Annotated in this window: 21 protein-coding genes; 1 reads left to right on the top strand and 20 read right to left on the bottom strand. The window is 30.4% G+C overall.

The features are described 5' to 3' along the window. Positions 1-251 precede the first annotated feature (251 nt). The 15 genes from QM917_RS08030 to QM917_RS07960 form a co-directional block, all read right to left on the bottom strand. On the bottom strand, positions 252-1439 hold the full coding sequence (locus tag QM917_RS08030) for a tyrosine-type recombinase/integrase (protein WP_084367471.1): 1188 nt from the start codon (positions 1437-1439) through the stop codon (positions 252-254). Then, positions 1411-1680, bottom strand: coding sequence for a DUF3173 family protein (locus tag QM917_RS08025; protein ID WP_049512680.1), 270 nt, complete (start codon positions 1678-1680; stop codon positions 1411-1413). Before QM917_RS08025 ends, QM917_RS08030 begins: the two co-directional genes overlap by 29 nt. Before the next feature lie 269 nt (positions 1681-1949). After that, a complete protein-coding gene (locus QM917_RS08020; protein ID WP_037606785.1) occupies positions 1950-2177 on the bottom strand; it encodes a helix-turn-helix domain-containing protein in 228 nt (75 codons plus the stop codon). Positions 2178-2280: 103 nt separating this feature from the next. Further along, positions 2281-4110, bottom strand: a complete 1830-nt coding sequence (locus QM917_RS08015) for an SAG1250 family conjugative relaxase (protein ID WP_414285426.1) — start codon at positions 4108-4110, stop codon at positions 2281-2283. After that, entirely contained in the window at positions 4097-4462 is a 366-nt protein-coding gene (locus tag QM917_RS08010; protein ID WP_037606789.1) for a MobC family plasmid mobilization relaxosome protein, read from the bottom strand. The genes QM917_RS08015 and QM917_RS08010 overlap by 14 nt, the downstream gene beginning before the upstream one ends. Before the next feature lie 4 nt (positions 4463-4466). Continuing rightward, the gene (locus tag QM917_RS08005; RefSeq protein ID WP_125394036.1) at positions 4467-4823 is read right to left on the bottom strand and encodes an SAG1252 family conjugative relaxosome accessory protein; all 357 of its coding nucleotides are present in this window, start codon (positions 4821-4823) and stop codon (positions 4467-4469) included. A gap of 295 nt (positions 4824-5118) precedes the next feature. Further along, a complete protein-coding gene (locus QM917_RS08000) occupies positions 5119-5409 on the bottom strand; it encodes a DUF5960 family protein (RefSeq protein WP_037606793.1) in 291 nt (96 codons plus the stop codon). Next, positions 5387-5764, bottom strand: a complete 378-nt coding sequence (locus tag QM917_RS07995; RefSeq protein ID WP_037606795.1) for a hypothetical protein — start codon at positions 5762-5764, stop codon at positions 5387-5389. Before QM917_RS07995 ends, QM917_RS08000 begins: the two co-directional genes overlap by 23 nt. Further along, on the bottom strand, positions 5761-7176 hold the full coding sequence (locus tag QM917_RS07990; protein ID WP_125394037.1) for a Y-family DNA polymerase: 1416 nt from the start codon (positions 7174-7176) through the stop codon (positions 5761-5763). Before QM917_RS07990 ends, QM917_RS07995 begins: the two co-directional genes overlap by 4 nt. Positions 7177-7178: 2 nt before the next feature. Next, positions 7179-7862: a S24 family peptidase gene (locus QM917_RS07985; protein ID WP_037606799.1), complete on the bottom strand. Its 684-nt coding sequence runs from the start codon at positions 7860-7862 to the stop codon at positions 7179-7181. A gap of 213 nt (positions 7863-8075) precedes the next feature. Then, positions 8076-8348, bottom strand: a complete 273-nt coding sequence (locus QM917_RS07980) for a hypothetical protein (RefSeq protein ID WP_268714010.1) — start codon at positions 8346-8348, stop codon at positions 8076-8078. Between the two features lie 37 nt (positions 8349-8385). Continuing rightward, positions 8386-8769 (bottom strand): DUF5945 family protein, encoded by a 384-nt coding sequence (locus QM917_RS07975; protein WP_000159223.1) that lies wholly within the window; start codon positions 8767-8769, stop codon positions 8386-8388. Then, positions 8766-8999, bottom strand: a complete 234-nt coding sequence (locus tag QM917_RS07970) for a DUF5965 family protein (protein WP_000152419.1) — start codon at positions 8997-8999, stop codon at positions 8766-8768. Before QM917_RS07970 ends, QM917_RS07975 begins: the two co-directional genes overlap by 4 nt. Positions 9000-9049: 50 nt before the next feature. Further along, the gene (locus QM917_RS07965; protein WP_000510561.1) at positions 9050-10135 is read right to left on the bottom strand and encodes a toprim domain-containing protein; all 1086 of its coding nucleotides are present in this window, start codon (positions 10133-10135) and stop codon (positions 9050-9052) included. Between the two features lie 9 nt (positions 10136-10144). Continuing rightward, entirely contained in the window at positions 10145-10786 is a 642-nt protein-coding gene (locus tag QM917_RS07960; RefSeq protein WP_050078401.1) for a hypothetical protein, read from the bottom strand. Between the two features lie 1174 nt (positions 10787-11960). On the opposite strand from QM917_RS07960, the gene QM917_RS07955 reads away from it, so the two are divergent. Further along, entirely contained in the window at positions 11961-12845 is an 885-nt protein-coding gene (locus QM917_RS07955) for a helix-turn-helix domain-containing protein (protein WP_000583376.1), read from the top strand. On the opposite strand, the gene QM917_RS07950 is transcribed toward QM917_RS07955, so the two are convergent. The 5 genes from QM917_RS07950 to QM917_RS07930 all read right to left on the bottom strand — a co-directional run bounded on the left by QM917_RS07950 (position 12808) and on the right by QM917_RS07930 (position 17917). Beyond that, positions 12808-13971, bottom strand: a complete 1164-nt coding sequence (locus tag QM917_RS07950; RefSeq protein WP_002917271.1) for a M16 family metallopeptidase — start codon at positions 13969-13971, stop codon at positions 12808-12810. The two genes, QM917_RS07955 and QM917_RS07950, sit on opposite strands and share 38 nt — an antisense overlap. Then, positions 13964-15085 (bottom strand): HesA/MoeB/ThiF family protein, encoded by a 1122-nt coding sequence (locus QM917_RS07945; RefSeq protein WP_000371017.1) that lies wholly within the window; start codon positions 15083-15085, stop codon positions 13964-13966. Before QM917_RS07945 ends, QM917_RS07950 begins: the two co-directional genes overlap by 8 nt. Before the next feature lie 261 nt (positions 15086-15346). Beyond that, on the bottom strand, positions 15347-16930 hold the full coding sequence (locus tag QM917_RS07940; RefSeq protein ID WP_001071847.1) for an ATP-binding cassette domain-containing protein: 1584 nt from the start codon (positions 16928-16930) through the stop codon (positions 15347-15349). A 392-nt stretch (positions 16931-17322) separates the two neighbouring features. Further along, positions 17323-17619, bottom strand: a complete 297-nt coding sequence (locus tag QM917_RS07935) for a DUF5966 family protein (protein WP_000998890.1) — start codon at positions 17617-17619, stop codon at positions 17323-17325. A 13-nt stretch (positions 17620-17632) separates the two neighbouring features. Beyond that, positions 17633-17917, bottom strand: a complete 285-nt coding sequence (locus tag QM917_RS07930) for a DUF5962 family protein (RefSeq protein ID WP_000969637.1) — start codon at positions 17915-17917, stop codon at positions 17633-17635. Positions 17918-17939: the final 22 nt, after the last annotated feature.

Raw genomic sequence — 17939 nt, 5'->3', positions numbered from 1 at the left:
GGATTTCGGAACTTTGACAACTTTAAGAAACGAATTTTCATCGCTCTGAATATAAAAATGAAGAGGACATCAATTGTCCTCTCCAGATGTTAGTTTTTATTCAACCCACTACAGTTGACAATGAGCCTAATATTCCAATAAAAAAACCGAAGCCTAAGCTTCGGTCGTTTTTAATGGAAACTCTATTATTTAAGAGTAATAATTTGCAAATCCTATTTTCTCCCAGTATTAGTGGGTTAATTCCTCAATTTTCAACTCTGGCAGGAATTTGGTAGGTAAATTGATAATCCAAGATTATCTAAACTGCTTGTAATCTCTTCTGAAATTGTTGAATCACCTGAATAATACCAATGACTATATGTATTCAACGTGGTTGACTTATCAGCATGTCCTAATCGATATGAAACATATAAAGTATCCTTATGTAACACATTTATAAGATAAGATGCATGACTATGTCTTAATCCTTTCCCCGTAATTTCTGGTACACCTGTAATCTTAGCATGCCTTTTTATTATCCTAGAGATTGTAGACTTACACAAGGGCTCACCAAAACGTGATATTACATAATCTTTATCATCATTCTTGATTTGAACTTCTCGCCATTTTTTAAGTATTGTAATTGTAAAATCATCTAAATCAATTTTACGATTCCCTGCTACTGTCTTTGTTTGTTGTTTAGCATACCATACACCGTTTTTATCCTTCTCAATCGTCGAATGAACATGAATCCATTTACGTTCAAAATCAATATCTTCCCATTTAAGAGCAATACCCTCACTAACTCTTAAACCAGTCATAAAATATAACCAGATCGTCATGTAATTATGGAGTCCCTCATACTCACTAATATCAAAAGAGTTTATTACCTTCTTAAATTCATCAAATGTCCAAAATTTTGTATCAGGGTGCTTTCCTCTAGGATTATCTAATCCTTTAAAAGGAACTCTATCAATATAACCCAATCTTTCTGCATAGCCCAGACATGCTTTAAATCTAGACCACATATTTTTAGCATAGTTACTAGAATACTTGTCTATAATAGCTAAGCGAAATCTTTCACAGTCAATAGTACTAATATCTGATAATTTTTTACTACCAAATTGCTTAATAAATAACTGATGATGTGGTAAAGCGGTTTGATAAGTTACAAATTGAACTTTTTGTTGATAATATTTTAAATAAATCTCTTCCATAAACTCTCTAAAAGTTAGAAAACTATTATTAATAGTAGAGTTCACAAATTCATGTTTTAAACGAAGTATCTCTTCATATGCTTCCTTAAAAGAATTAAACGGTAGTCCCTGTTGATTTTTCCTTCCTTTCTTTTGAATTCTTTTCCCAGTTATTGGATCAACTCCTAATTCAATTTGAAAATAAATTTTTCCTTTTGAATCTTTGTATACACCTTTATATTTCTTTGTCTTTGATATAACCATTTTTCTCACCTTCTATATCTGAAAAAGAAATACCAATTAAATTTTCTACAATATTTTTAGGAGCAATGCCTAACCTTTTATTATCGAAAGGTGAACATCCTAATTGTACCGCATTCTTATTATTTTTTCTAGCTTCTTCAAACTTTTTTACCGCAATCTTTTTTGCTTGTCTAATAATATTTCTCGATGTGTGCTCTGGAAAACCAATCGCAACTAAATCTTTATAGTTTACTGTTTCCATGATTTTACTACTTCCTTTCTTAGATTTTTTCACCTCCATGGCATGACTGATGAAGTCATCATAAGAATTTCACTTGCTGCTCTTTTACGGTGGCAGCCTGAACGGTCAGAAGTATCATTGTATATCATTTGTATCATGGCATATAAAGTATCGCTCTATTTTATTGATGGTTTTAATGTCGCTCTTATCATGGCGAGCCATTCAAAACTGCTCCACAAATGAGGAAAGTACCATTTTGGACTATTTAATTGTCAATGTGCTTTCTTAACCTAATACTTTTTGGAGTAATGGTCTTCTTTATTATCCACTCGACCTACAAGGTAATCTAAACTTACATTATAAAAATCTGCAAGTTTGATAAGGTCATCTATAGAGATTAATCTGGTACCTGATTCCATTTTAGAATACGCTGATCTTGTACAATTTAAGATTGTTTTTGCAACATACTCTTGTGTCAAATCAGTATCCTCGCGTAAATCTCTAATCCTTTTCAACATCTAATGTCTCCTAAAACAAGTATAATATAGTTATTTTCTTATTTTTAAATATGTGACAAATTGGCACATGAAACTATTCTATATATACTTTTTAGGAAACTGTTTACTCTAAATGTATCTCATTTTCCTCAATAGATTTCATATTTTGTTTTTTCTTATATTTCTTTATTGTTTTATTAAACATTTCAAATAAATTTATTGCTTCTCTATGTTGTTCCTTCAGTTTTTCAATCTTTCCTTTATAAATGTATAAATCCTTCTCTATTTTATCTACTGAACTTTTACCTTGAATACTATTTTCTAAATTGCTAGAACTATTTGTCGTATTATTCAACAATACTTCCTCTAAATTAGTTAAATCATCAATTTTATTTTGGACTTGTTCAATCATATTCTCTAGATATGATATTTGGGCAATGAAATCATTTGTTATATCTTCAAAATCATTCGAACTATTTTCCGCAGATATAAGAAAATCTAATTGTTCTATTTTTTCTTTAATTTTGCTAAGAGAAATTCTTCTATACATATACTGCGTTTCATACTGAAGATTAAATTGTCTAATCAAAGTTTTACCTTTCATAAAGCGATTTTTTTCTGCTGAATCTTTATGATATACATAGTAAGAACTAGTTTCTCTGAGAAATACTTTAACTTTTTCTTCTTCCATAGTGATTTGAATATTTGGTACAAAAATAAGTCCTTCTTGTCGGATACCAAACTGTACCTTAATGTAAATTCCATCGTCTACTACTTCTTCTATTTGATTAAGATTCAACTCTACTTCAAACTCATGAACAGCATCCCTATTTCTCTTGAAATCTTGATAGGATTTCCATACCACCTCTTCTGTCGGCAACTTTTTTTCTTTAATTAGCTTTTCTTCATTGTAAAGCTCAACTAAATTTTTATTATCTAAGACAAAAGTTTCATTTTTGTTATTAAAATAGTCTTGAAAATAACTAACACTATACTGATTCGATTTTACCAATTCCTGCTCTGAAAGCTTAATCCCATCAAACTCAAATAGAACATGTTTTGCTTTCGGAATTATTTTTAAGCCAAAAAATTCTGCTTGTTGAATCAATTCATTCATATTCTTCATTTTTGGAAGCAAAAATTCTAAGATGTTTATGATTTCCCTTTGAACAAACTTTTTCTTAAAATATGTTTCATTATAAGGTTGTTTTCTATTCAATTTATTATCACGTACGAGTTGTTTCATATTTGAATCAGTCATAAAAAAAGTAACATGCTTGTGTCTAAAATCAATTTTTAAATGTAAAGCTTTTGCTTTTTTCTTGAAATCTTCAAAATTTTTCGAGTTCTCGATTAGAAAATATACTCGTTGTTTTATTTCATATTTGTAATTTGTTTTGCGATAAACTTCATACTGATGATGAGAATAACGATTTTCTATAATTTTTGCGCCTACAATTTTTGAAAGACGATCTGAAACCATTCTTAGATTACGTTCTGCTTTATAATCCCATAGAAATTTTTTATCAGAATTCTGATCAATTGAATTTAGGATGATGTGATTGTGGATATGATCTTTATCGACATGAGTTGCTACAATAAAACGAAATCTACCTGCTGTCAACTCTTTAGCTGTCTCATAACCAATTCGATTGATTTGTTCAGGAGTGAGATGGTCATCTGGAGAAAAGGACTGAATGATGTGATGAGAATGAATTTTTCGTTGATTTACTTCTTGCCTATCATGACGAAATTCATAAAGAGTATCATTACTTAAAAAATTATCATTGTACATCTTCACTAGTTCTTTATAACTAGGAAAATCTAAATAATTTCTCATACCAAAATCTGAAACTAGTGTTAGATTTTTTGTTTTACTTGGATTCAAAATATATTTGATTAGTTTACTACGATAATTTTTTCCATGAATCGCAAAGTGTTTAGTGATGACCATAAAATTTCCTCAATTTTTCAGATCGAATAAGAAAATCTTTCTCCACTTCTACTATTAACTCTTCTATACCTTTTCTCAACTCATTTAATTCAACTTCCGTTATTAAATTCGAATAATTTATGCTTCTAGCGATTTGATTAATATTATTTCCGATTCGTTTTAATTCAAAAATCAAATCTTGATAACTATTTGTATCAATGGTGATAAAATTTATACCAGGATCTAGTAGAGTTCGTCTAGCATATTCTGAGAATGATAAGCAGTTACTTTTTGAGATATTTTCATTTAATTTGACTAATTCTAGGTCAGATAAAAAGACTTTTTTTAAATTTGTTCTATATCGGTGCTCCACTCTACTACCTCATGTATTTGTTACGAAAATCTTCACTAAGAGGACCTGTTTTTTCTACCTCTTTAATTAATTCCTGAATACAAGTTAACAAAATAGAAACATGTTCGTGAGTAACCTGATGATTTGTTTTAGCAATTATGAATACTTCATGAACATCACGGCTAATTTGTTCCAACTTTTGTTTTTTCCAAAGGTTGAACCATTTTTCTATCTGTTTTTGTCCATTAGACAATAGTAAGCTTTTACGGAGAAAATCAGAAAAATTATCCTCTCCTTTCTCTCTCATTAAATCTAGTATTTGTTTTTCTTCCGTTTCTGTTAAGCGAAATTGTTTCCGAATACTACGTATATCTCTTTTCATATGATTTTTCCTCCTTCATTGATACCTGTACTGACAATGTAAGCTTACAGACGCTGTCAGTACGTTTTACAAAATAGATTCAACATTTTTGTAAGGCTTTGCGAGCTCAGATATTGTGTCCACAATATCCCAAATATCATATCGCCTGCCATTTCAAACCTCACGGTTCAAAAAAACAAACGATATGACAATGTGGTGGCACGCCCCCAAACCCCCAAGATAAATCTAAATTAAAAAAAAGTATAACAAATACTTTTTGATAAAATTATCACAGAAAAAGAGCCCTGTCGGACTCTTACAAATTAAAACAATGTCTCTGATATTCATACTGTCTAATGCCACTACTGTCTTTGTTCATCTTGATAGAAAAAACAAAGTAATGATCACGACCGTCTAAAGATTTGCTTTTATTAAGTTTAAAATAATGTTTTTGAGACATAGCCATTGTGCGTAAAATGTCATCAGTGATAAATGTTAATGGTATATCTAAAGCTGAATACTTGTAAAAATCTGATTCAAACCGTAAATAAGAATCCGAAAAATAATCTAGTTGCAATTTATCATCATATAATTCTTTCCGATTCATCTAGACTCTCTCCTTCTATCTGAATATCGAGTATATCTTCCCATTTTAATCGTAGAAAACCAGTGTCTGTTTTAATAGATATAGACTCTTTTCTAATTTCTTTTACAATACCTGATACTACTTTTCTTCTATTTGAATGCTTAAAAACAAAAGTTGCAGGGAATACATTCGTATAAAGTTGACGAACAAATAGAACTTTCTCTTCCATTGATAGGGAAATGGAGATATCATCTTTATTTTTTTCTTCCCAAAGAGAACTTGAATGCTCTGACAAAAAGAATCCCATCCACTTAGCCATTCCACGATCTTGATACTCTCTTGCAGACAAAAAAGGTAAATAAGAACGATTTATCATTTTAGCCCATCTAATCCTCCAGCTGAATGTCCTCCGATGAGTTTACTCCTTGCAATTGTTCTAGAAGCCTGGTCTAGGGCATTTCCTTTCAATAATGAAGTAAAACCAAATTCTGTTCGAATAGCATCGATTGCGGACTGGAGCCTTTCTTCTTTTTCTATTTTCTCAATATCATCAAACAATGAAATCAATCCAAATGATTCGTCTACTAAACCTGAATAGTTAACTGCAACATTCCTGATAGCACCTGAAGTATATTTAGTATGAAATAACTTTAAAACGTAGTTTGTCAGTTGTGCTGTTTGATTGGTCGGCTCAATCTTCATTTGAGTATGAATAGATCTCTTCTGTTCCACTTTAGAATACCCTAAGTGTATAGAAACGACTGTTGCTTTTTTGCCTGCTCTTCTCAATCTAACCGCAACTTGTTCTGCCATTTCACGAAGTATAATTTCAATATCTCTTTGCTTTACATAATCTCTAGGTAAAACTTGCGAGTTCCCTATCCCTTTTGACTTCGGCTTATATGGTTTATGAACATTGCTTTCGTCAATCCCATTGGCATGAAACCATAACTCTAGACCCATAATGCCAAGCTCTTTTTTTATCAAGTCTGGATTAGCCTGTGCCAATTCTTTAATCGAAAAGATACTTAGATTATGTAATCTCTTCTCCATTCGATTTCCAATTCCCCAGAAATCTGTCATTTTAGGAATAGTCCATACTTTCTTTTCAACATCTTCATAGGACCAATTGGCTCTCATTGTCGGAGTTCTTTTAGCTTCATTATCAAGTGCCAACTTAGCTAATAAGGGATTGACATTAGACATACCTACCGTTGAATAGATTCCTGTTTTTCTCCAGATCTTTTTTTGCATTGCCGCTGAAATGATATCTAACTTATCTTTCCGTCCAATACTTTTATCTGACACAAAATAATTTAATGAACTGGTTAAATCAATAAATCCTTCATCAATTGAATAGGGATAAATATCGTCTGGTGCCGCAAAATCTTGAAAGATTTTTTGAATATCCATATTGACTTCAATATAAGTATCCATTCTCGGAGGAACAATCACAGTTGATTTTGCCCATTCCTCAATATAACGGACATAATCTATCGTTGTCGGTAAGCCTTGTTTTCTAGCATTATAGTAAGAAAATTTTCGAGTCTTTATATCAAATGGTAAATCATAGGAACGTCCAACATTTGATTTCCCAAATACCTTTTTAAACATAGGAGAGGAAGCAAGGATTAAACCAGCAGAATTATCTGCACGGCTCATAACACAAAGCGAAGTCTTAAGTGGGTGTAATCCTCTATCTACACATTCTACACTTGCGTAAAAAGATTTCATATCAATAAAGGCAATGTCACTTTTAGGTTCGAGACTATAATCAAACCAACTCATACTTAGTCCTCTAAAGGCATAAAGTTCCCAACGATTTTCCCTATAATGCGAGGATTCTCATCATATGGCGCAAACTTATCTGAATAGTTCCGATTGAGTGAAACTAAACGAAGCCCATTTTCTTCACTATAAACTTTCTTTATATAAGTTTGACCATCCCAATCTATCGCATAAATAGCTCCGTCATAATCAAATCCTGTTTGCTTAATAAGAGCAACTGAACCATTTTCATATGTCGGTTCCATTGAATTACCAAACACCCATGATGCAAAGTCATAATCAAATTGATGATTGAAGTAAACTGTATCGTAATTACCATCATCAAAATAAGCTGTTCCTGTACCAGCTGATAATTTTTCATAGACCTTATAAGCAAATCGTTCGGAAACTTCTAAAACTTTGAAGTTTTGATTGTTCAGCAGTTCTTTAGCATAATGAAGTGTTGCTTCTTGATTCCTTTCCGTTAGTTTGAGATAGGTTTCTACTATTTCATACTCTGATTCAAAATATCGAGGGTCTACATTCAAAATCTCACTCAATTTGCTTAGATTATTTTGATTCGGTTTTGTTTTACCTGATTCCCAATTAAAGTACGAAGCTCTACTAATTCCCAAACTGGATGCAAGTTGAGATTGAGATAATCCTTGACTTTCTCTTTTTTCTTTTAATTTAGTAGGTGAAAACATTTGTTCTCCTTTGTAAGTTTATTAACTAACAAAAGGATACCATAGCTTGTTGAAAAAATCAAGAGTTTAATAACCCCCAAGATTTAAAATAATCATAAACTGTGCTTAATTTATACTTACATTGTTAGGAAACCATCACTTAAGAAAGTTATAACTTTTGAAAAAGATAAAGAACCAGAAAAAATAGAAAATAAAAAAAGAATCGTTGGTGCGTTATTGATTGTTTTTCCTAAATCTCTCTAAATTCTTCTCCAATTGTTCCTTATGAAGTTGATTCTTAGCTTCTTTTAATGTGTCGTCCAAAGTTTCTTCCCTATAAGTTGATTCTGTTTTTACTTGTTCTGATTCTTGATCTGGAGTGAAAATGATATCTAACAGTCGGTCTATTTTTTCAAGATCTTGGACAGACATATCAGATAGTCTATGAATCAGCTTTTTAAATACATCACTATTGTCGTGATTTTTCTTAAAAAATGTTGTAAACATCTATAACCTCTCAAAAAAAGCAGCCTATCAGGACTGCTTAGTGTAATTCCGAAATCGCATCATAAATGGACTGTAATTTCTTATTGTCTTTATTCTTTGTGTCAATCAACGTATGTAGCTCTTCAATTTTCTTTTGACTGCTTTGAATATCGCTATTGTTATCAGCAATAAGTCTTTTAAGATGTTGCTGATAACTTGTAGTGATATCTGTCTCTTTTCCTGTTCTAACCTCTGTAACTTTAGGTTTAGAACTAGAATTTGATTCCGTCACAGGCGCTTGTTTTCGCTTTTGAAAAGCTGCTTCATAATTTACATCATTACCTCCTTGATGATTTCCAAATAAGGCCGCAATTTTATCTGAATCCCCTTGATTTTCTGATTTACTTTCTAATGGTTGATTAAAATTCCAATCTTTTGTCATTCACTCATTTCATCCTTTCTAAATTCAGAATCATCGAATTGTCTTTCTTTACCAAAGGCATGGTCAAGAGCTTCTTCAAAACTCATGTGACTGATGCTTTGACGCCTTTTGAACGTCGCAAACATCGCTGTCTCCAGTTGCTCTTTGTAAGCAGCGAGTTTTTCTGTCTCTCTTGCTACCTTGCTTTCTTGCCTAGTGACCTTTTCTTCTAAGCGCTCGATTATGGTCATATACGATCCTCCTTCATTCTAATATTAGCTAAAACAACTTGATTTTGTTATCACAATTCTAAACATTGAGAGTTTTGTCTTACTGGTGGATTTCCAAATGTCTCTTTTACAGTTTCAAGCTTAAATTGAAAATCTGATTTCTTTTCTCTAAGAATATCGTTCCAGTCTATTTTTTCTTTCCCAGATTCATTATTAGGTAAATCCAGTAAAACAGGAAATCCTGATTGAGATAACTTATCAGAAAAATCTTTTCCTGCATCATCACAATCTACCGCAAGTGTCAATAAATCAGGATGATTATCGAAATAGGTGGTGGTATCACGAATTGTATTGATCAAATGCAATAACTTTGAAGGTGTTACTGTATCTAAAAATTCCAACTTCTGATTTTCTTCAGCTATTAGTCGTAAAGTTTGATAAGCAACAACAGACCTTTTTAATCCTTCCATAGATACCAAACGAACATTAGTTAGACTTTGTTGATGAAGTTCGTAATAGCTCATCAAGTCGATGAACGATTCACAAAAGACCAGTCTATTTGGTTTACCAATGTCAAAGGATATTCCAACATGTCCATGGCTTCCTTTTAGAATCGTTTTTAACCTTTCTCTAGGAAGAGAGTGATTCTTATAAATTCCTTGTAAGCTTGCTGCCTGCAGCTTGTGGCGATGATCAAAGCTTTTAAAAACGTTAACAGGTTCAACTGTTTCATTTGTTTTCCAACTAGCTTGTGCTATCAAACCTTGTTGAATCATCTTTTGTATGATTTCTTCTGAGATTCCTCTACATTCTGTTAAGTAATATCTAGTCAAACTGCAGTTAGAATCTTCTACTCTCTTTAAAGGATAATAAAATGGTCTCTCTCTTTTTTCTTGAATAGCTTCTTTTTGAAAAGGTTCTTCAGAAAGAAAGGCTAGAGCTTCTTTAAAGGAAATTCCCTTAACAAGTCGAACAAAATCAATGACATCACCTTGAATATCTCTTGAAAACCATTTAAAAGTATTGGTAGTTGAAAAAATCCGAAATGAATCGTGTTCAGGATGTTCATAGACACTGCTCGAAACTTGTTTAAAGGAGATACCTAAACGATTGGCTACATCAAGAATTGAAATTTGCTTACATTCTTCTATTCCCATGCAATATCATCATTTTGTCGTAGTATTTGGCAGTGATGGTATTGATGATGATTCTTCTAAAGTTTTAGGAGTTGCATTATCTAAATCATCTAACCCAGATTTCCAAACCTGTACTTGATTGACCAATAACTTACCTGGTAGTTTCGAATAAGACAACTTAACCGTTCTGGTTTCTGTCTGATTGGTCTTTGATTGGTTGGCATTCTTTAAATCGGATACATAGGTTACATTATAAGACACCATAGCAATGGCTTGATTCGTAGTCTGATTGACAAAGATATCAGCTTTTTCAAAATGATAATCCAAAATATAATCCTTATACACTTGGTTCATGGCATCATTTTGACTTGACAATTCTTGAGAATAAGCTGATTCAGTCATATAAGGTTGAATACGTGTATTATTTTCTCCGAGCTTTTCTTTCGTATAGTACTGTGTCAAAAATTCTTTTACAGTATCTGATGACAAAATACTTGCTTTATCTTCTGCTTGTTTGTCCTCTACAAGTTTAGCTGCAGCCAATTCAATCTCTTTACGACTTTGTTTAGCAGTAGAATGTTGACCAGCAGTATATCCCATCATGAGAATAAAGCTAGTTGCAGCCACTGCTCCAACACTAATTAAGGCTTTAGTTTTGACTTTATTTAACATCTTAGACCTTCTTTCTATAAAAACTAGGTCAAGAATAACAAAAAGAACTTGTAAGTTTTATCACATCACAACGAAAGGTAATTCCTACATTTCAGGCGCAAAATCGTACAGTTCAGAGAAAAAAATAAAACTAGCTGTCTTTGAAGTATAATAGACTTATTGGAAAAAAATAAAATGCATACTGTACTATGCTATACTATAGTTAAGAAAACTATTTACAAAAGATCATGCAACTAACTTCTGAGAACTTTAAATTATTTATTAGTGTAAAAAAGGACACCTTCCCAACGAAGATATCCTGTCTAAATAAAGCTTATAAAACCAAACACTATAAAGGAGGACGTCCAAAAACGCTAAGTCTATAAAAACAGTTGATGCTAAACTTGCGTTATTTATTCTATTGACCAACTCTACGTCTCCTAGCTTTTGATTTTGGTCTTGGATTAGCGACAGTCACCGAACGATAATATTGGTAGAAGATACTCTTCGTTCTTCAGGTCTATTTGCCTTAGACAACTTAAAAGCAGCAAGTGTCACTATAGCTATTGATGTCATAGAAAGTCCTATTTCAACGTCCTAAAAGAAACCAAAGTAAAATTATTCAGGAAAAAAGAGACACACCATGAAGACACAAATCATACTCGATTTAACACCACTTCATGCCTGCTAATTAGTTTTTTAAGAAGGTCATACACATGATTTTACTCTTTTTAAGAAAGGATAGGTCAAGTTTGCCAGAGCAATCACTTGATTTTCTGTATTTGGATTATTTATGCATTATGAATATTCATAATATAACCTTCATTCCTGTTAAAAATTCTAAAAAGCATCTATTGACTGAAGAGGATAAGAAGTTTAATAGAGATACTTGTAATACGTATTAAAATTGAGCATTTTAATGCTAAGTATAAAACTTTTCAATTTATGGAATCATCAACTATGAGTTAAAATAATTTTCGAACAAAGGCTGTCCAAAAAACTTGATATAATGCGTTTTATTATGGGAATATTCATTTCATTTACTCCTGAAATTGAGTTTTTACCCAGACTCATTAATGTTATTGATATAATCCAATAATAATGATAATATCAAATAGTAATAAAAAAATTTGATAGTATTTTTTCATAATCTGTCACGCTTTCTAATGATTTTTTATGGTAAATGGAGATAAATATGATTATAGGTGAAACTTATAGAAAAATACGAGAAGGAAAAGGTATTTCTATTTCTTCATTAGCAGGTGCAGAAATTTCAAAGTCTCAAATATCTAGATTTGAATTAGGAGAGACAGAAATCTCATTTTTTAAATTATTATATCTACTTGAAAAAATAGGTGTAACACTAGAGGAGTTTTTGCTTTCATGTAATAATTATCAGCCTTCAGACTTCAATACCTTGATACGCTTAGTTCAACAGGCTGCATACAATCAAGAAATCAAATCATTACTTAATATGGTAAGCAAAGAGATGGAACTGTTTAGAGAAACCAAATCTCATTATCATAAGTTAAACGCTATTTTCATTGAAAGTATTATCTATGGAATTGATAATACTCATCAATTGAGTAATCAAGACACCTCTTATCTTACTAATTATTTATTTTCTGTTGAAAACTGGGGATATTACGAAATTCTTATTCTTGGAAATTGTTGTCGAGCAATATTACCAAATTTATTATTTAGATATGCCAAAGAGGCGCTTAAAAAAGGAAAGTTGTATAGTTCTATACCTAGAAATAAACAAGCTCTCGTTCAATTACTTCTTAATTCACTTCTTATTATGATTGAAAACAGCTTATATGAGGAAGCTTTATTTTTAGAACAAGCTACTAAGAATATATTATCTAATTCCACAGATTTTTTTGAACAAACTATTCTTTTGTATTTAGAAGGATTTTTTGAACTTAAATTTCATCATAATCAAAAATCAATTTTAAAAATAGAAGATGCTTTAAAAATTTTTGAATTATTCAATAAAACATTATACAAAAATTATAAAGATTACTACAAAAAAAATATTATCATTTTATTACAATGTGGTAATTCCTATTTTGAATAATTGCTTTTTTTGAAAAACTTTTTAATTCATCTAAAGAAATCAATTCCAGCTCTTCAGCAATACTATCCCAACTTGGAATATCAAATAATTTTTCTCTACAAATTGTTTTTAAATATTCATTTTTATTAACTTCACAATTTATGTACAATTCATTGATTACTCTTTTTTTAGCCTTATAAAATAATAGTTCATCAGATAAATCGGATTCATTAACAAGATTGTTCTCCAGTGTTTTAATCAATTTTTTCTTATAGATTGTAGGTGTTATAGTTACTATTTTTAGTAAAGTCATATTACTATAAAATATTGGGTATGATACAATACTATATATCCATTGCTTTTGTGTCCTTAACTTATGGCCTAATAATGAATCTTTAATACCAGTTAACATCGAGTTTAAGATACTTAACATTGCCATTTCATGAGATGATGCTACCATACCAGATATATCTAGATACATAGAAATTTCAGAAAGTTCTTGTTGTTTATCTAATTCCGTTAAACCAGTTGAAAAAGCCGGAGAGTTAATTTCTACAGATGATCCACTTAAAGGTAACATATTTTCAATACTTATGATTTCACTTTGTAGAAAACTTGGACCAGCAATAGCAATCTGGAATTCTCCTGCTTGAATATTTTTTATATAAAATTTATATATAGTTTCTAAACTAACATACTCAATATTACCTCTAGTACCAATAATATCTATTGACCAAGAACTATTTTTAAAAATTACTCGATTATCATTAATAGATTTTTTACTATTTTCATACTGATTTAATTCAATTAAGACTATTTTCTTTTCCCTCAATAGTTCATCTTCAGTAATAGAAAGATTGAAAATCCTACTTATCAGTATTTTAAAAATTTTATTGAAATCTTCAGCTAGACAGTAACCACTTAAATTAATATAATCTCTAGATGTCTCTCCTTTAATAGCTGCACCATTCATATCAAACAATTCATTTAGTGATTGTTCATTCCCTGCTCGTATTAGTAAATGTTCAATAAGATGTGAAAATCCTAATTCATTTACTTGCTCAATACTAGTACCTGCAACAAACATCAATGAAAAATATGCAAATTTACTTGCTTGATTTTTTTTAAATATAATTTTCTTATTCATCAATTTTTAGAATCTCCCAGAGTTTACTTTTATCGAAATCATGACCACATGTAGGACAATGAGATTGCTTAGAGAAGTGCTTGAATTCATCTTCCCTAAAACTATAAAAATCAAATCTAAATAAAGTATTCCAAACATTACTATTTTTCTCTGTTACACAATCTAACCATTTCTTCACAACCCATGATGACAATAATAGAATATTAGTTAAAATATTTGCAGTTATTAATTTTCCATCATAGTTTGAAAATTTTTTAACTAAATTTTGAAAGTTATCACTATCTTGTTCATAAAGTAAACAATCAACACAGCCTATATTTTGAATATTAGGATTACAAAATAAGAGTTTACCTGCGCTACGTTGGCTAAAACAGTATATACTAGGGATATTAAATAAATAGCATGCTCTATTTACTAATCTTTGTGCTATATAAGGAGGTTCATCCATACAACAAAATACCCAGTCACTTTCAGAAATTTCTTTTTTTACAGCATCAACAGTGCTCATTTTTAATTTTCTTTTTGTGACTACACACTGATAATTACGTTTTAGAATACAATCTTTTACACAGTCAACTTTATATTTACCAATATCGTTAAAGGTAAACATAGATTGCCTATTTATATTATTTTCTTTAACAATATCATCATCGACTAAATGAAGTCGCCCTACCCCTAATTGGGCTAATTGTAATGCGATATGAGAACCACCGGCTCCACATCCTAGTATGGTAACTTTTAAATTACTCAATTTTTCAAGTAATTTAATCCCACCAATACCTTCACTAGAATAATAAGTTTCTAGTGATTCATTAATTAAATAGTGATCAATTTGATTTACAGGTCTATCTAATATTTCTAATAAATTACGATCAGAAAATTTAGATATATATTTTTCTATAATATTTTCGGATATATCATATTTTTTTCTTAATAAATCTTTAATTTCTTCAAAGCTATTAATTCCATTGCAACAAGAAATTAAATCTGACCAAAAATCTGAGTATCCTGTAATTTCTAATACATCAACATCATCAGCTCCAATTCTTAATCTGTCGTTCTTCCATTGGTAAACGATTCTATCCTGGTTCCATTTTGGGAAATAATTATCCATTTTATATCCTCAACTATTTGATAAAAGCATGCAAGATGAACATGCATGCTTCTGTTATACACGAGAAGTCGATTAATATTATTGACTTCTTTTTTATTAATACAAACTAATTTAAACTCTCTTTTTAAGAGTTTAAATTAACTAAATCTAAAATTATCTTAGATAAAGTACCAATTAGTTGTATCTTCTTCACGAATTTCTTCAAATTCTAACTCCAAAATGTTGAAATCTTCCATAATCATGATCATCACCTCCTTTCTATTATAAAACAATAATCTGATCAAACTCTTCCAATATTTCTGGATTTTGATCATGAGTAATGACAATAACAATTGCATCTTTAATGGATAGAATGTAATCCATTATTTCTTTTGCTTTTATTGGATCAAGGTTACTTGTAGGTTCGTCAAATATATAAACTGAATATGTTTTGACTAAAAACCTAGCTAAATCAATTCGTTGCTTTTCTCCTTCTGAAATGATTTGGTTTGATTGAGCTAGGTTTTTACGAAGGAAGTCTTCATTAAAACCTAAGGATTTTCTTAATTTTTCAGTTAAATGAAGGTTTCTAGCCAATTTGATATTCTCTAGAATATTGCCTTCAATCAGAAAGTCATTTTTTTGCACAAACGCAATATCTTTATATAACTCCTCTGAGGAAATATCAATATTCTGTTTTCCGTTGATTTTTATTTCTCCATCATAAAGATTTTTTGGATAATAATTTAGTATTAATTTTACTAAAGTTGTTTTCCCAGCTCCTGAAGCACCTATAATTGCATAGCGCTTGCCTTTTTTAAATTCATAGGAAAAATGATCAAATAATATTTTATTTTCAATTTCATAATGTAATTGGCTAATAGAAATGGTCGAAATGTTATCACAATCAATTGTACTTGTTTTATGGGAAGTTCCTTGATTTGTCTCATATAGATTTTCCTGGATATTATCAATAATGGACTTGCTACTGCTGATTAAATTTTTATTGTAAAGAATAGATTGTAATGGAGCAAAAACACCGTTTAATAATTGAATACTTGCTACTAGTAATCCAATAGTCAGTAAGTTATTTCTTACAAAAAAGATACCAGCGACCATACAGGATAGTTGAGAGCCAAAACTTAGTAAAATCCCAGTAGTTGAAGCTAAGTCTTTTAAGAATTGATATGTTTTTCTGGACTCTTCAAATTCTAAACTGATTCCCTGAATTTTTTCTTGGGTCCAGCTTTGAATATTTAATAACTTAATTTGTTCAAAACCATTAATAAAGTTTGTCATTTTTGACAAATAGTGATTATTTTGTAGAGAATAATTATTTGTTGATTTAGTCATTAACTTTCCAGGAATTTGTGATAGGAAAACCGTTATACTCGACAATAAAAGGAAGACTAATGCTAATCGCCATTCTATATAAATAATAGCAACCACACTCATGATAAGGCTCCCTAAATTTGCAATTAGAGAGATTTTAGGGATTAATAAATTTTCTTGAATAAGGTCACTGTTTTTGGTGATATTATTTAAGAAATCTGAATGGTTACGGTTGTCAGTTTGGTTAAATTCACGCGATAAATAATGTAATAAGAGACGCCTTTTTAGATCTAAAATAACTTTTTTTACATATTCGTTTTTAAGATAGGAATAGGAAGAAGAAATCAAGAACCACAGTAAAATCGAACCTACAGAAATAGTGATATGAAAGAGTAATCCACTATTTGAATTAGATATACTATCAAGTATTCTTCCTAATTGCAGAGAGAAGAATGTCATTAAAAGAGCACTTGTCAAACTTAATAAAATAATCAAGAAATATAGTAATTTATATTGTTTCATAATCTGGTTCATATCTTACTCCTTAAGTAACTCTGATGAGAATATTATAATCCAAATATGAAAATCAGAAACAAACTTCCCGTATTGGGGACGCAATGAATAGTTTACACTAAATATAAAAAAAAATTATAAAATAATTATTTTTTAAAATAAGAGGAGAACTCATATTTTTATTTAACAATGAATATATCACACTAAACCAGATAGAATATACAAGTTAATTTGTACCGAAATTACTATATATTATAAGAAAAATAGAAACTCTAAAGCATTCTGTACACTTTAATTTTAATTCATCTCTTTTTGTTTCTAATACAGAGTATTGAGACTGGATTATAAGCACATCAACAAAAAACTCTATTCAAACCTACCTTTGAATAAAGTCTTTTAACTATCTAAAAAGTTCACATTTTATGCTTATTTATGGAGTTAATGAAGCGCCAACTAAATCCTAGAACCAACATCAGATTGATGAAAAAGTACACAGCCGTAAAACTAGTTAAACCATGTTGTCTGATATCATCAAAATATAAACTAGGTTCAGTAAAGAACAGATAAATTCCATAGACCTCCACGAAAATAAGAAAACTGATAAAACCAATAAGGAAAAGTCCACTGGCAATAAGAAAGAGTCTCCATAAAAGAATGAGAATTCCTCCTACTGCTAAAAAAATTACTGGGATAAGGAGTAAATCATTCATGACTTTCTCCTTTCTAATCAATCAACTGACGATAATGGGTGGCAAGAGAGGAATCAAACTCTTCTAATTTTTGAACTAAGTCCAAATACTCTTCTTTTTCATGTTCTTCAAAGTCCACACCTTGATGATTCTGAAGAGCGATTTCCAATTGACTAGTGAGCTCTCGTTTAGAAAAACTGTAATCCCCTGTCACTTCCTCATAATGTTCCTTTAACTCCTTGTAGGCTTGGTATTCTTCAGGTGTTTGAAATCCCTGTACCAAAGCCTCTTCTAATTGATAATAGGTATCTTCCATCATAATCGTTACCTCGTTTCTTTCT

It is taken from the genome of Streptococcus infantis, from assembly GCF_047460685.1.
GTDB classification, from domain to species: Bacteria; Bacillota; Bacilli; order Lactobacillales; family Streptococcaceae; genus Streptococcus; species Streptococcus infantis_AD.
Note: the sequence above shows the minus strand (reverse complement) of the source record. Positions and strands in the feature narration are given on the sequence as shown.